Here is a 15,362-nt window from a genome sequence, read left to right as displayed (position 1 = left end):
TACTGTTTTATTGTCCATTGTAAACGATATTACCGCCTACAATGGTGGTATGGATATGAATGTTTTCGTCGAAAATGACCACGTCGGCATCCTTGCCGGGGGTGAGACTCCCCTTTCGCTCTTGAACTTTCATGATAGTAGCGGGTGTTTCGCTCATCATCATCACAGCATCGTATAAGGGAATGCCTGCGGTCAGCATGGTGCGGATGAGGCGGTCGCAAGTAGCTACGCTGCCTGCAAATGCTGATCTGTCGGGCAGTTTGGCCACACCGTCTTCCACCAGCACCGGCATCCCGTCTTGCAGGCTGCCCAGGACCGACGGCCCCGGCGGCAATGCTGCAGCACGCATGGCATCGGTGATCAGCGCAGTTTTATCTCTCCCTTTAATTTTATAAATCAATTGTAAAAGGGGTATAGGGAGATGAACGCCATCTGCGATAATTTCCACCGTCATCTCCTCCATCAGATAGGCTGCTTCAATGACCCCCGCGTAGCGGAAGGCGTTCCGCCGGCTAACACCGGACATGGCAGAATAAAAATGTGTACAATGCGTGTACCCTGCTGCAAACGCGGGCACCACTTCTTCATAAACAGCATCGGTATGTGCAATGGCAGGCAGTATATCCCGCTCCTGCAAGTACCGGCCAAACTCAATAGCACCCGGCAGCTCCGGCGCTGCGCTCCAGCGCTTCACCGCAGCCGACCTGGAAAGCACTGCCTGGTATTCGGCAGGATCAGGCGGATGGATATAACGCGGGTCCTGTGCACCTCGCTGACTCATAGCAAAATACGGCCCCTCAATATGTAAGCCTATAAATTCGGCGCCGCTTTGATTCACCAGCTTTGCCTGCTCATATACGGAAAGGGTAGTGAGCAAACTATCCATGCCACAACTCAACGTTGTAGGCATCATCGCAGTAGTACCGTACCGGGCATGCGTTTGCGCGATCTGCAAAAATGCATCCACGGTGTTATCCATAAAGTCGGCACCACCACCGCCATGCACATGTAAATCAATAAACCCGGGTGCTATATACCTGCCTCCGGCATCTACCAGCTCCGCCCCAGGCACCTCGATATCGTGCCCGCTAACGGCTGCTATACGGCCATCAGCAATCAGTAAGGTGCCGCCTGGAAGGATACCCGCGCGGGTAATGATTTTTCCATTATAGACTTTCAGATACTTCATACTTTACATTAAGCGCCCGTTTCCAGGTTTTCAGACCATAACCAAAAAATGCATAATAGATCAGGTAAGCATAGCAGGGGAGCAGCACGATGTAGGCAAAGTGCTGACCGGCTTTATCTGCCAGCGCGCCGTATATCAACGGCATGATTGCATTGCCGCACAAGCCCATTACCAGCAACGATGCGCCGGTTTTCACGAAACTGCCCAATCCATCCATAGCCATGGCCCAGATGCCGGCCCATATCATGGAGTTGGCCAGGCCAAGTAAAACAATCAGCCATGCAGACGCATCTACGGTATGCCCCAGCAACGTTACGTTGCCACGTATCAGTAACACCAGCCCACTCAGTACAAAACCTAACAAAGTGCATGCACGCAAGGCCTGCAACTGCGATATCCAGCGGGGAATAATGGTAATACCTATCAGGTAACCAATGATAGTAGTGGTGAGTATGTACGCAGGAAATACCTTGGCCTCCGCCAGCGACATCCCCATGCCTATGGTATAGTTAATAATACTATCCACAGCAATTACCTGCGCACCCACGTGAAAAAATATAGCTACCGCCCCCAGCACCAGGTGCGGGAAATCCAGCATGCTCTTTTTGCCCTCAGGTGCATCGGTGCTAGTTTCATTTTCAATTTCAGGCAAAGGAGAAAACCGGATCAGGCAACCAAACAAAAAAAGTACAACCGTTACCACGGCGTAAGGCACTACCACTCTGCCAATCAGCTCATCGAGGACCTGCGTTTTACTAACAGGATCGAGTAAGTGCACTTCCTTTAATAAGGCCTGATCACCAGGCTGAATCAACACCGCCGCAAAAGCTACGGGCGCCAGTATGCCGGCCACCTTGTTACAGATACCCATGATGCTGAAACGCTGCGCTGCACGCTCCTTTTGTCCGAGAATAGTGATATAGGGATTGGCAGCGGTCTGCAAAATAGCCAGGCCTAAGCCAATCGCGAATAAGCCGGATAAAAACAGGCCGTAGGTGCGACTCATCCCCGCAGGTACAAACAACGCAGTGCCAGCCGCCATCAGCCAGAAACCTATCATCATGCCTTTTTTGAAGCCGGTTTTTTTCAGCATCAATCCCGCTGGAATGGCCATCACCAGGTAGGCAATGTAAAAGGCAAATGCCACCAGGTACGACTGGAAATTATTCAGCTCGCAACCTACTTTAAAATAAGGGATCAGGATGGCGTTGATCCAGGTCACCACACCAAAGATGAAAAACATGGCGGCAATGATGCCTATGGCGATTACCGGCCGTTTAGTTTCCATTCCTGCGGACATCAGCGTTCAATTTTGCTTTTAATGAATTCCATTTTTCTTTTCGCAACTTGTTTTCTGTAATTATTTCTTCAGGATATAGCAGGGCACTGTTCAGCGTAGTGAAGCGGTTGTCCAGCTCCGCCATGGGTAATGCATTCAGTTCCTGCAATAACCCTTTCGCCTGTGCTACGGTATAACTGCTGTCGTTCATCGCGGATTCTGCCAGCAGGCAGCTGAGGTAACACACCCGTATGTCGGCCATGAGTGGAAAATGTTGGAAGTTGCCGGAATTACGTATAGGCTTCAGCGTATGTAATATAGCGGCAGTTGCCCTGGCACTATCCAGCAATGCAGCCAGACTAATGTTGGCGCCCACCACCTTTCCCTGGGAAACCTCATAGGGTGCGCGTTTTAGCGCATTCCAGAAAGCTGCCGATTGCGCAGTGCTAAAGCCGAACTGATTTTTCGTATAGTCGTTAACGAAATAATCGGTTTGAAGTGGTGATATGCTGTTTATACTTTGCAGATAGGCGGCTATAGTCATATCAAAGCCTGAAATAGGATACACTCTCCTGACAGCTACCAGGTCATTGACTCCCGAAGCAGTTTCAAACACCGGAGAATATATGCCGGAGGTAGACCAGGAAGTCATGATGATGCCGGTATATCCCAGCTGCCGCGCCTGTGGTATAAAATCACGTATGTTGTTGAAATGTTTTTGCCAGTCGGTCAGGAAAAAGTTATCAGGGCCGCTGCGGATCGCCGGCGCTCCCCATATTTCAAACCCGCTCTGCATCAGTTTTTCATGATCCCCAAAGCGGTTCAGGTCCCAGCCGTAATTCCAATCTACAAAAACAGTTTGTTTAGGAAGGCCCTGCAGTGCATCAGGATATTTCAGGGCGATGTCCGCCCATACTACCGGAATTTTGTGCATGCTCACCACCAGTTCGCATAGCATTTTGATGTAATCGCCATATAGTCTGCCTTTGCCGAGTTTATCCGCTTTGGCTTTAGACTCCGGTGAATGCCCCAGCAGGTACGTTTCATCGCCGCCGATATGGAAGTATTTGGAGTGGTGGGTACTCATCAGATCCTTGTAGAGGTCCGCAAACAGGGCCTTGCAGGCTTCCTCCCGGATCGGGTTTACCTGGGAGTAGTCTTTCTGGTCTTCCCGGAGTGCTTTATAGCGGGCATGCCTAAGAATGTATTCCACGTGCCCAAAGCTCTGCTGCAAAGGAATTACATCAAGGTGCAGGCTGTCGCAATACCGGATGAATTCTTTCACCTGCTCCCGCGTATAGGCGTATTGGTTAGCGATCACTGCATGTTGCTGGTATGGGTAGCTGGCTTCCCATTCCATCACAAGGGTGTTAATGCCGTGGCGACTCAGCTGTAGTGCAAATTGCTTTAAGGCGGGCAATTTCATTACCTGAATGCGCAGGTCCAGATGGAAGCCTTTTATTTTAAAGTCCTGCTGCTGCGCCATGGCGGTGTAACAGCTAAAGCTTACCAGGCAACATGCTACGATCTTTCGTATCATCGTTTCGTAGATTTGATGGTTTGGTCAATGACGTTCAACAGCGAGGTATCGTCCCTGGTATCGGCCAGCAGCTGCCAGATCATGACACCACTGCCTTTGGCCAGCGCTACCTGCGTTTTTTCACGGATAGTAGCTACACCGTTATAGTACAGGGTACCGCCATTGTTGGGTAGTGGCACTTCATCAGTGGCTGCTGCATTGGGAAAAGCAGCAATGATATCTTTATACACCATCGACTGATACCGCTTGCTGGTATCCGCCAGCGGACCGAATCCATAACCGTAAAAAGGAACGCCCACGACTAAACGTTCTTTTGGCACTTTTCTTTCCTGACCCCAGTAGTTCAAATGATCCATTACATACGACATAGGGGAGTGCTGCCCGGGATTGGCAGGCCGCCAGGGACCTGTTTTATCGTAAGCCATCAGGTTTACAAAATCAAATTGCTGCAGGGCACGATCGGAGATGCGGTTCCGGGTGTAGTAGGCCAGCGCCGCTGTCAGCAATTTGTTTTGCTGATGTAGTGGCTGGCTGAGGGCCACTACAAAATTTTCATAGTTATCGTCGATATCATCACCCTCAATGTCTACGTCAATTCCGTCCAGATGGTACTTGTCCGCAAACGCAATGAAGTTGTTGACTACCTGCTCCCGGCAGCTGTCTGACAGCAGTTTGGCATAATAAGTATGCCGGCTGCCACCGCCGCACGACATCAGTACCCTTACTCCGTGGTCATGCGCCATTTGTACCACCGTATCCAGTGCCGGAAAAGGCATGAATACACCGGTGGTATCGGGATTGATAAAGGCAATATTCAGGTGGGTGATTTTGTCCAGCTCGATTTTTTTCATATCGGAGACAATATTCCCGCGGGAAAAGATGTATCCGATCACTTTCACCTGCGCCATGGCAGGCATGGTAAACAGTAGGGCTGCCGTAGCAAATAGTTTTATCATTTTCATTGGAGAGAATTATAGACATTAGCTGTTAACGATTGCTGCCCGGTTACATCGTATTCACCTGCCCAGAGGTAGGCGCCGAGAAATCCGTTTTGCTTTAACCATGCGGCCTTCTGCGTGGCCAGCGGTATCCCGTTGAAATAAACCCCTTTGGCAATCTCCGCATATTCTTTGGTGGCAGCGGCAGGAACCGCGGCCAGGATTTCTTTATAAGGGATGTAGTTATAGGATGTCCAGCTAAGGTTGTTGCCATTGGCATCGAGACTATTATATCTCAATCCGAAAGCCGGAATGCCCATCACAATTTTTGCGGCCGGGTACTTTGATTTCCATAAGCCGGCACATTGCACAAAATAATCGAATCCGGATGGTTGTCCAAGCGGTTTTCCGGGCCCTACGTGTACACCGTCTTCATAGGCGTGTACATTGATCCAGTTGGCGGCGGAGAGGTCGGGGTAGCGGTCGTAATAGGTGGAGCCGGCTACGGTTGCAGTAAGGATGGCATTTGCGCCCAGTGCGGCCCTCAGCTCAGTGAGCAAGGTGCCGGTAGCGGCAATATTCGCGTTGATGATGCTTGCGGACGCGTTGATGTCTGTCATCAGGAGATCTACACCGTCCATGCGTTTGGCTGCCACGTATGCTTTGATGGATTGTACCAGGGCGGCACGTTTAGCCACGTCCGTTATAACGGCCCCAAACTGGTTGCTCTGGCTTACACTCCAGCCATCAGCAGACAATGCGCCGCTGATGCCCAGTAACACCGGCACTCCCGCCACATGGGCGCGGCCTACGGTTTCTTCGGCCTTACGGGCTATTTCACCTTTGGAAATATCCATGGTGCCGGCAGCGGTAATGGTGGCCACCTTGTAGGCCATATGGGTCATTGCGGAGAAGTCCACCTGTTTGTAACTGGCGGTATCACTGATATACGCCATCACCACATTAGCCGCGGCTTTCGGCTTATAGGTATTCGGTATTACGAAGATATCCCGGTAGCGCGAGGTGGTATAGCCCTGGTAGGTTACGTTTACGCTTACACGAAAGGCCCCTCCTTCTCTTGCTATAAAATAATATTGCTTGTCAGTAGCCGCCACGGAATCATTGATTTTCCAGGCAATGTCTGCCTGTACCGGAGAATACTGGAGGCCGGTGAAGGCCATGGTGTCGCCCACGTTTAAAATGCGGATGCTGTCGCGACTCTCCGGGAACAATGATATCTCATTAAACACCCGCGGTGTAAATGGCTTGCCTGCCGCCTGATCGGCTGCTTCATCTTTTGTGCATCCGGCTAGCAGGCCTGCTGCTAAAAGGAAGCATATATGTAGTTGCTTTTTCATTGATAGTAGTTTTGCAGATGATTATTCTTTGTCCCACCATACGCGCCTGGTCCAGTCATCCTCGCCAATGCGCTCCACTGCTGCCTGTACGTTTACCGCGTTCTGCTCTTTCTCTGATAATGGATACTGGAAGCGGCGGGGAATAGTGGTGGAGGTTGACTCATTGGTAGGCGTGGCTTTTAATTCAGGATAACCCGAGCGGCGCCAGTTGGCGAATGTTTCCGGGCCATTGAGCATGAGCGCAATGTAAAGCTGTGAGTTAATCTGCTTCAGCTCTGTACCGGCTGCCAGCGGGTTTTCGGTGAGGAACCGTGCAATGGCCGTATCGGGTACTACAGGGCCGTTAGGGTACAGACTCAGCTGCTTCATAGCCGCTTCAATGCCCTTGCGATAATGGGTGGCTGCATCATCTCCCAAAGTAATACCCAGCCGAATGCTGGCATCCGCGAGTAACAGCTCCACTTCCGCATAGGTCAGATGCAGGAAAGGCGCATTGTTACGGATGAAGCAGTTGTTCAGTTCGCATTTCAGGTCCCCGTTTACGGCGCTGTAGTTGGTGCCATTGGCCAGTTTGATGGTCACAGGGCCTACCCAGTCGTCATACACATACCTGCCCGGATTGGAACCGGTCAGGCCTACAGTGGTCACTTTCACCTGCTCGGTAATATCTTCCCGTTCAAAAGGTTTCATGGGATTATTCTGTTTGTAACAGCGGGGGATGTAGTTCAACCGCGGATCATTGGTGTTTTTCAGCAGGTTGAGGAAAGTGCTGATGATTTTAGGCATGCCCGACTGCTGGTTGATGGCCACGGAAACTGCGTTGCCGCGCACATCGGAATAGGTGCTCTGGATATCCAGGTGTTTGGTCATGCAGATATCCGCATTGCTGGTCATCACCCCACCACTATATGCCTCCGTAATCTCCGTTTTCGCCTTGTCGGGATTTCTTTTGGCAATGCGCAGTGCGAGTCTGATGCGGAGGGAGTTGGCAAATTTTTTCCAGGCATTGATATCTCCCTTGAAAAATACTTCCTCGGGTACCTTGTCTTTTGTAGCGTCCAGCTGGGCGGCAGCGGCTTTTAATTCTGCCAGGAAATCATTGTATATATCTTCCTGTTTATCGTATACCGGTCGTTTGATTTGCGAGTAATAAGCGGTGCCGGCCTGCGAGTACGGGATATCACCATACAGGTCCGTAAGGCGGGCAAAGGTGTATACCTTCATAATGCGGCACATGGCATTTAGATTGGATTGCGTAGCTACGTCCTTCGTACGTTCAGCGGCATCCACAATGTTGACCACATCATTCGGATAACTGTTTTCCCACATCACCCACATGCGGGTAGCATCTTTTACATACATGCCACCTACACGTGCATAGTACACAGCGCCAAACTGCTGTACCAGCGGCAGCAGCACGATGCTGTTCGTTCTTTCCTGGGTGGACAGATCCCCTGAAAACCAGAGCTGTGCATAGATCAGCTGGTTTTTGGGATTCATGGAGCTGGATTTTGTAGGATCTGTATTTAGTGTTCCGAACTTACTACAGGCGGTAAGCAGCAGTAGCAGCGGAAGTATATAGTTATAGTTGCGATTTTGTGTCATAGCGGTAAATTATTTTGTCCGTTAGAACTTCACATTCAGGTTAAAGCCCCATCCTCTCCTGGATGGCAGTGAGCCATATTCCAGTCCCTGTCCGTTACCGTTGTTGTAGTTGGAGTCGGGGTCTACGTTTGGAATATCTTTATAGATGATAAAAGGATTTCTGGCTACCAGCCCAAACTGGGCGTCTTTGATGTGGAGGCGGTTACTGATATTACGGGGAAGCCTATACGATAAAGTAATTTCACGGACTTTTACATAAGTGGCTTTGTAGATGAATGGTACCGCAATACCGTTGCCATCCGAGTAGTAGTTGGCCCAGTACACGGAAGGGTCTACCGCGCGGGTATTCTTTTCGTACACCGGCTTACCATCCGCATCAGTACCGGTTTGCACCACGCCTTCAGGTACGTATCCTCTTACCATGCCCATGCTTCTCCATTCACCTGCAGTTTTTTTGGCGGCCAGTCGCTCCTGCTCGGATTGTATCCATTCTTCGCGGCCAGGCAGCGTTTTTTTGCTGGCGCCGCGTACAACGGAGAACAGGTCGGTCATGGAGAAGATATCGGCGCCATACTTCACATCAAATACTGCATTGAGACTAAAATTCTTATAGTTGAAACGGCTGGTCAGGCCACCGGTCCAGTCGAATACGCCTTTGCCAAGTACGCGCCTGTCCGTAGTAGGTACCGGTGCCAGGGTAGTAGGGTTCAGGATAATGTTGCCCTTAAGATCGCGCTGATAGTCGTAGCCAATGATAGAGCCATAGCGCTGCCCCGGCATAGCCGCCACCAGGAGTCCCAGCCAGCGTGCCTCTGAGAGCGTGATAAAGGGTACATCCGGCGCAAGCGACTGCACATTGTTGATATTCCTTGCGAAGTTCACGGATACATCCCAGCTGAAATCCTTTTTGGAAATGGGCGTACCGGAGAGCATCAGTTCCAGGCCTTTGTTGGTGATGAGGCCGGCGTTGATGATCTGTTTGGTAAAGCCGGAAGATACCGGTGCAGGTACAATGTTGATCTGATCGCGGGAGCGGCTGGTATAATAGGTACCATCGAAAGTGAGTCGGCCGTTGAAGAACTTCATGTTCAGCCCTGTTTCGAAACTACGTGTACGCGTGGGCTTTAGTTCTTTATTGGGAATGATTTTAGTAGAAATATTTGCAGGTTGTGATCCGTTAAACGACAGCGGGTAGAGGCTGTAATAGAGATCGAGCATATACGGATCTGTATCGCTGCCTACTTCTGCCCAGGAGGCGCGGAGCTTACCGAAGCTCAGGATATTGCTTTTAATGTTGAAAGCATCGGTAAAGATGAGGCTACCGGATACAGACGGGTACGTATATACGTTGTTGCCTTTAGGCAGAGTAGAAGAGGCGTCTGTACGTATGGTACCGTCGATGTAAAGGAAGTCTTTATAACCTAGTGTAACCAGACCGTAGCCGGAGCGCACTTCCCTGCGGATATTACTTTCTTCGATGCTTTTATCCTGGTAGCTGTTGATGCTTTTTACATCGGTAACGGTCATGTTGGAAAATGTGCCGGCGGTGCCTTTGCGCTGGCGCTGGTTGAGGCTGGCGCCCAGGCGTGCGGAGAGGTTGATATCGCGACTCAGTTTATGCGTAAACGTTGCCATCACGTCCGCCTGGTTGGTCATGTATTTCTGGTCGAGGGTGTTCATCATACCGGAGATTGCCAGTGGCGTGGTGGGTGGACTATACTTCTGATAGTTCAGGAACGTGATGTCAGTAGATGCCCTGGCGAGGATGCTGAAATGTTTGTTAACGGTGATGTTGGCGTTGAAAGCGCCGGTGAGGCGGTCTTTCATTGTTACGTTCGACATTTCATACAGCACCCAGTATGGGTTGAGGCGGTATTGTCCGCCGCCCCATTCTACATATTGTCCGCTGGCAGTTTTGTAGTTGTCACCAAATACGGACTGGTCGATATTATTAGCGAGGCCGTTGAAGTTCTGGCCTACATTGGTAGGCGCATCGCCGAGGCCGGCCCGGTTATTCACTCTTTCGTTGAGGTAGGTGGCCCTGGCATCGAAATCGAGGTACTGACCGAATTTGGACCTTGCGGAGAAGCTGAAGTTATCACGTCGGATATCACTGTTGGGCACGATATCCTTGTAGCGGAGGTCGCCTACGGAAAAGCGGAAATTTGATTTGTCGGTAGCGTTGGTGAGGGACAAGGTATTGTTGAAAGAAGAGCCTGTCCGGAAGAAGCTACCGAAATTATTTTCTGCCAGTGCGTATGGGCGGGTTTTACCGTCGAAGCCGATGATATTGACGTTGGGATCGAGGCGGGGCCCGAAGTTGGTAAACATGGTATTTTGTGCCTGCTGCTGGTCCTGGGGTAGGTTGCCGTTGTTACCCTGGCCGTAGAGGTACTGGTTGCCGTTTACTTTGGTGAGTTGTTTTTCGATGGTGGAGGTACTGGAAAGTTCTATACCGAGTTCTTTCTGTTTACTTCCTTTTTTTGTGGTGATGAGAATGACGCCGTTGGCAGCGCTGCTACCGTATAAAGCGGCGGCAGAGGGGCCTTTGAGCACTGATATTTTTTCAATGTCATCCGGGTTGATGGCGGAGATGGCATCTCCCATATCTACGCCTTCGGCATATTTGGTATCGCCTACCTGTCCGTAGTTGGAGTTATCCATGGGGATACCGTCGATTACATAGAGTGGTTGGTTGTTGCCGGTGATGCTGGTGTTACCGCGGATGATGACGCGGGAGGAGCCGGAAGGTCCGCCTGCGGTGCTGTTGATCACCAGCCCTGCCACTTTACCGGCGAGGGAGTTGATGACGTTGGTTTCTTTGGCTTTGTTGATATCATCCCCGTTTACTTCCGTGAATGCGTAGCCGAGTTCGCGTTCTTCCCTTTTGATGCCGAGTGCGGTAACCACTACATCTTTCAGGTTTTGTGAGCGGGAGTGGAGGGTGATATTGACTGGCTGTCCGGATAATTTGGCGACGAATCCGTATCGGTCGTAGCCGATCATCTGGATGATAATACTGTCTCCGTTTTGTGCTTGTATGGCGTACTGGCCGGCAGCAGTGGAGATGTTGTTTTGTCTTGAATTTTTATTATAGATACTGGCGCTGGGAATGATGTTACCGTTTTCATCGTTTATTTTCCCTTTGATGGTACCGGGCGACTGCGCGTTAGCGTAGTACTGGCATAAGGTCAGCACGGCTGCACAGCAGCCTATGTGCTGTAGTTTGACAATAGCATTCATATCGGTGGTAATTTTGGTTGTCTTATTGCAAATTGTACACGCAATAATCAATAAATACTTGTCCTGTGGTAATCACGGGCTTTCTTTCAATACATGTTGGTTGACGGCAATGATGAAAAGTGGTTCCAGGCTTTTGTTTCATTTTACGTTAACGTACACGAAAAGTTGGTAAAAAAATCAGGCTGGTTGCCTGTATAGTTCGTGTACGTTAACGGTTTCGTTGTGTAAAAAAGAACTCGCTGGAGTTCTTGAATTTTTCGTTAACGTACACGAATATAAAACTAAAAATTAAAAAGAAGGATTTTTTTTGAAATTAATTTCTGCAGATGCGGAGTTTCCGTTGGTGCCACTGCGGCTGGGTATACCAGGTGCATCTTTAAAAAAGCTATGACCTTAGTAAGGCCGTGCTGGCAATACCCTTACACATTAATTCCTATAGTTCCGGTAGTTTTCCCGCGTAACAATATCAATGGGCATATGCTGCGCATCTTCCACCGGAAGCCCCTGTACCAGGTAGTTATAAAGCGCCATCACGCCCTTATGCCCTTGTTCCTGCGGCTTTTGGCAGATCAGGAAATCAATCACCGACTTTTCGAGGAAAGCAATATTTTCTGCCAGGAAATCATAGCCGATCAGGCGGATGTTTACGTCCCCGGATTCCTCGAGGAAACGCGCCACCGTGTGTACGCGGGAGTTAGTTACGAATATGACATCGATATTATTTTCCCGGAGGAGTTTGGAGAGTTTAGTTTTAACGGAGTGATAATCTGTTTGTCGTATATCCGTTTTGTTTAGTTTTACCGGGCGCTTATTATTTCTGAAATAGGCCCTGAACCCTTCTTCCTTTTTCAGCAGGTGGTGGTGCAGGTCCATTTCCTTGGAGATGTTAACGATGAGGACTTCCTGCTGGTCCTGTAATAAATAATTAACAAGATGTGCTGCCAGGTGGCCGCTCTGGTACAGATCCGGTCCTATATAGCTGAGGCGTTCCTGCCCTTCAATATCGGAGTTAATAAACACATAGGGGATCTGTTTGGTATTGCATTTTTTAATCAGCTTGAGCGATTCCTCTTCAAACATGGGCGCAAACAGCACCCCGTCGAACTGCTGTTTTAAAATGCTATTGGCATTGGCTGTAAAAGTCTGCTTATCATTTTGGTCAAAGAGAAAAACCTCTACCTGTGCACCAAAATCGCGTATTTCCGCCGCGGCCTGACGGATGCCTGCCAGAGGAGCATTCCAGTAACCGGTTTCAGACGACGTGCTGGGTATCAGCACGGCAAACTTCCAGGTGCGCCTGGATGCCAGCCGCCGGGCCATCAGGTTGGGCTGGTAGTCCAGCTCCTTGATGATCTCCAGTACCCGCTCCCGCGTTTTGGCAGCCACCCCGGTGCGATTGTTCAGCACCCGGTCCACCGTGCCTATCGAAACATTTGCACGCCTCGCAATTTCTTTTACGCCCGCCGGTGCCGATTCTACTGTTTTTTTCATGAATACGCAGCTGTTTTTTTTGATACAGCTCTTGGAAAAATAAAAATAAGGATTATTTTTGTGTACGTACACGAAATTTTCAGTTAATTCTTGTTAACCACTTCCGGAACCCCGGAAAGCTACGGCTATTACGTCTTCCCAATACATATTTATATCACCCCTTCCTGTTTTCCTTTTAGGGAGATAGTTACTTGTATTCACGCTAAAAACAACCAAAAAATGAAAACAAAACTCTTGTTCTCCGTTGCCTTTTCATTACTGGTACTGGCCTGTAATAAGCAACAACAGTTATTCAATACGGATAAGCCATCCGCGGCGCGAACAGAGCTGCTGTCGGCCCCGGCGGGATTTAAAATCATCGCCTACCTTCCCAAATACACCACCACACTGGCAGATCACATCAATGCATTCGACTTTACGAAAGTCACGCATATCAACATCGCCTTCTTCAACCCGGACGTAAACGGTAACTTCCCCGCCTCACAAGGCACCGGCCTGGATACCATCGTATCCAAGGCGCACGCCAACAACGTGAAGGTGCTGCTTTCCCTGGGCGGTGGCTCCAACCAAAGCCAGTACGCCAACCTGCTCACCAGCGCCAACAGGGCTGCCTTTATCAATAAGGTAATAGCACTGGTATCACTGTACAACGTGGACGGTATCGACGTTGACCTGGAAGGCGATAACATCGATACCAACTATGAAGCCTTTGTAACCGGCCTCTCCGCACAACTGAAGCCCAACGGCAAGCTGCTCACCGCAGCAGTTGCCTGGTGGACGCGTAGCCGCATCACCGACAGCTGCCTCGCCGCCTTCGACTTCATCAACGTAATGGCCTATGATATGGCCGGCAGCGAGCACTCGCCCTACAGTTACGCCACCCAGCATCTCAACTACTGGACGGGCGACCGCGGCCTCGCCGCCTCCAAAGTGGTGATAGGGGTGCCTTTCTATGGCTACTATCCAAACGGTACCGCACAAGGGGAAATGAAATTCAGCCAGATAGTTAGCGCCTACCCCGGCAGTGAATGGAAAGATACCACCCGGCGTACAGACGGTAACGTTGTCAACTACAACGGCATCACCACCATTCAAAACAAAACAGCCCTGGCTGCGGAAAAAGCCGGTGGTATTATGTTCTGGCAGGTACTGCAGGATGCATCCGGATCTTTGTCCCTGCTACAAGCTATCACTGATAAACTAAGCAGCAACAACGGGTGGAATGATCCGTATGTTACCTGGAAATATGATCTCGGCAGCACGGCCACCGTCACTTATGGCGACAGCACCGCCATCAGGCAATCCGTGTCCGTAAAAGGGACACCCGGATTTTTGCCGGCGCCTTATTACGGCTATAGCCGCGTTTTCCTGCCCGCCAACAGCGGTGGCTATTTCCAGACCCAGCCCGGTACCACACCAAAAGTGAAACTGGCCGCCAGCAGTACCAGCACGCCTGCCAAGTTTTCCTGGTATGCAATAGATCCGGCAAAAGCTGTGACCACGCTCAGCTTCACGCTGGCCCTCGATGCTGCCAATACCAACGGACAGCTTATCATTCCTTTCGGCTACAGCACCACCAGCAGCACTACCTTCAATAATACCAACCAACTCACCGGAGTGAACACCCCCGGCGTGTTCGGTACCATGCGACTGGATTTCTACGGCGGTACCAATGCCACTTTATCCTACCGCACTAACACTTATAGCTATACGACGATTAACAACACCGTATTCAATAAGGTAGGCACCTACGTGGTGCAGATCTATTGCAACAACGGTACTAACAGTACCGTATATACGAAAAACGGGACGAGCTTTAGCCTGGGCGTACAAACCTATCACATATGGGTAAATAACGTGCAAATGCAGACCAGCGCCGCTGTGAGCAACTTCCCGGCCACGGGCGAACTAGCCACCGGCACGGCGCTCAACAGCTTCTCCATCAACGCATCGGGCAATACCAGCCCCACACCAAACACCTTAATGGCTACCCTCTCGGACATCAATATGGCTTATAGGCTGAAAGATTAATGGAATAGTGAGCATTCAGTTTGACCCGCGGCGCCTCCCAATGGGGGCGCCTTTTTAATGTTTTGTAGACCTACGGAATCATTTCCTATACGCAGCCACCCCTTTCGTATACTATTCCACGGTACTTACCAACTTCATTTTTTTGATCCGCCGCCACGTTGCACATTTATGGTGTAATTACAACCGACGACCATGAAAAAATACATCTACACTTGCTGTGTCCTGCTGGCAACCGCCACTGTTGCACAAGCACAGCACAGCTCTCCTTCGCCATCCAAACAAGTTGTTGTCCCTAAAAAAGGTGCGGAAGTACCCTATGCCATTGCCAAAAACTACTATGTAAAAAATAGCTATCCCGAAAAAGGCATTCATGCAATGCAACTTAAATCGCAGCAGGAATTTGATCAGGTTTTCGGTATGGCACCACTGGCAACCAAGGATGGAAATCCGACTGCTATTGACTTCTCCAAAAAAATGGTATTGGCACTGGTGAATGGCAGCAGCAATAACGTGGCAGACCTCCGGGTAAAATCACTAACCAAAGTGGGAAAGAAATTGCAGGTAAACTATACACTGGTAACAACCCCTGCACCGCAGTCGTTTACCTCCCGGTATTGCCACCTGCTTATTATTGATAAGAAATACGCCGGCAACCAGGTGGTCCTTACAGCTTTGTAAACAGTCCTTA

At 50.0% G+C, this 15,362-nt stretch carries 10 protein-coding genes; 2 read left to right on the top strand and 8 right to left on the bottom strand.

Annotated elements, in window-relative coordinates:
* Positions 1-7: 7 nt before the first annotated feature.
* The 8 genes from nagA to KW844_RS06180 form a co-directional block, all read right to left on the bottom strand.
* A complete protein-coding gene (nagA, locus tag KW844_RS06215; protein ID WP_218375849.1) occupies positions 8-1,189 on the bottom strand; it encodes an N-acetylglucosamine-6-phosphate deacetylase in 1,182 nt (393 codons plus the stop codon).
* Positions 1,167-2,489, bottom strand: coding sequence for a sugar MFS transporter (locus tag KW844_RS06210; protein WP_218375848.1), 1,323 nt, complete (start codon positions 2,487-2,489; stop codon positions 1,167-1,169). Before KW844_RS06210 ends, nagA begins: the two co-directional genes overlap by 23 nt.
* Complete coding sequence (locus tag KW844_RS06205) at positions 2,467-4,008, bottom strand: beta-N-acetylhexosaminidase (protein WP_218375847.1); 1,542 nt, start codon at positions 4,006-4,008, stop codon at positions 2,467-2,469. Before KW844_RS06205 ends, KW844_RS06210 begins: the two co-directional genes overlap by 23 nt.
* The gene (locus KW844_RS06200) at positions 4,005-4,970 is read right to left on the bottom strand and encodes a glycosyl hydrolase family 18 protein (RefSeq protein ID WP_218375846.1); all 966 of its coding nucleotides are present in this window, start codon (positions 4,968-4,970) and stop codon (positions 4,005-4,007) included. The genes KW844_RS06205 and KW844_RS06200 overlap by 4 nt, the downstream gene beginning before the upstream one ends.
* Positions 4,967-6,304, bottom strand: a complete 1,338-nt coding sequence (locus KW844_RS06195; RefSeq protein WP_218375845.1) for a glycosyl hydrolase family 18 protein — start codon at positions 6,302-6,304, stop codon at positions 4,967-4,969. The genes KW844_RS06200 and KW844_RS06195 overlap by 4 nt, the downstream gene beginning before the upstream one ends.
* Before the next feature lie 21 nt (positions 6,305-6,325).
* Entirely contained in the window at positions 6,326-7,909 is a 1,584-nt protein-coding gene (locus KW844_RS06190) for a SusD/RagB family nutrient-binding outer membrane lipoprotein (protein WP_218375844.1), read from the bottom strand.
* A 21-nt stretch (positions 7,910-7,930) separates the two neighbouring features.
* A complete protein-coding gene (locus tag KW844_RS06185; protein WP_218375843.1) occupies positions 7,931-11,152 on the bottom strand; it encodes a SusC/RagA family TonB-linked outer membrane protein in 3,222 nt (1,073 codons plus the stop codon).
* Between the two features lie 426 nt (positions 11,153-11,578).
* Entirely contained in the window at positions 11,579-12,643 is a 1,065-nt protein-coding gene (locus KW844_RS06180) for a LacI family DNA-binding transcriptional regulator (protein ID WP_218375842.1), read from the bottom strand.
* A gap of 219 nt (positions 12,644-12,862) precedes the next feature.
* Between KW844_RS06180 and KW844_RS06175 the strand changes: the two genes are divergently transcribed.
* A complete protein-coding gene (locus tag KW844_RS06175; RefSeq protein ID WP_218375841.1) occupies positions 12,863-14,674 on the top strand; it encodes a glycosyl hydrolase family 18 protein in 1,812 nt (603 codons plus the stop codon).
* A gap of 192 nt (positions 14,675-14,866) precedes the next feature.
* The gene (locus tag KW844_RS06170) at positions 14,867-15,352 is read left to right on the top strand and encodes a hypothetical protein (RefSeq protein ID WP_218375840.1); all 486 of its coding nucleotides are present in this window, start codon (positions 14,867-14,869) and stop codon (positions 15,350-15,352) included.
* Positions 15,353-15,362 lie beyond the last annotated feature (10 nt).

Origin of the sequence: Chitinophaga sp. sic0106, from assembly GCF_019219075.1 — a bacterium.
Lineage (GTDB): Bacteria > Bacteroidota > Bacteroidia > Chitinophagales > Chitinophagaceae > Chitinophaga.
The sequence above is the reverse complement of the archived record's forward strand: the minus strand, read 5'-3'. Positions and strand labels throughout refer to the sequence as shown.

What these genes read in the sequence shown, in the direction of transcription:
- KW844_RS06170 (WP_218375840.1), top strand. Translation starts at nt 14,867, where the DNA reads ATGAAAAAATACATCTACACTTGCTGTGTCCTGCTGGCAACCGCCACT.
- KW844_RS06190 (WP_218375844.1), bottom strand. Translation starts at nt 7,909, where the DNA reads ATGACACAAAATCGCAACTATAACTATATACTTCCGCTGCTACTGCTG.
- KW844_RS06185 (WP_218375843.1), bottom strand. Translation starts at nt 11,152, where the DNA reads ATGAATGCTATTGTCAAACTACAGCACATAGGCTGCTGTGCAGCCGTG.
- KW844_RS06205 (WP_218375847.1), bottom strand. Translation starts at nt 4,008, where the DNA reads ATGATACGAAAGATCGTAGCATGTTGCCTGGTAAGCTTTAGCTGTTAC.
- KW844_RS06180 (WP_218375842.1), bottom strand. Translation starts at nt 12,643, where the DNA reads ATGAAAAAAACAGTAGAATCGGCACCGGCGGGCGTAAAAGAAATTGCG.
- nagA (WP_218375849.1), bottom strand. Translation starts at nt 1,189, where the DNA reads ATGAAGTATCTGAAAGTCTATAATGGAAAAATCATTACCCGCGCGGGT.
- KW844_RS06200 (WP_218375846.1), bottom strand. Translation starts at nt 4,970, where the DNA reads ATGAAAATGATAAAACTATTTGCTACGGCAGCCCTACTGTTTACCATG.
- KW844_RS06175 (WP_218375841.1), top strand. Translation starts at nt 12,863, where the DNA reads ATGAAAACAAAACTCTTGTTCTCCGTTGCCTTTTCATTACTGGTACTG.
- KW844_RS06210 (WP_218375848.1), bottom strand. Translation starts at nt 2,489, where the DNA reads ATGTCCGCAGGAATGGAAACTAAACGGCCGGTAATCGCCATAGGCATC.
- KW844_RS06195 (WP_218375845.1), bottom strand. Translation starts at nt 6,304, where the DNA reads ATGAAAAAGCAACTACATATATGCTTCCTTTTAGCAGCAGGCCTGCTA.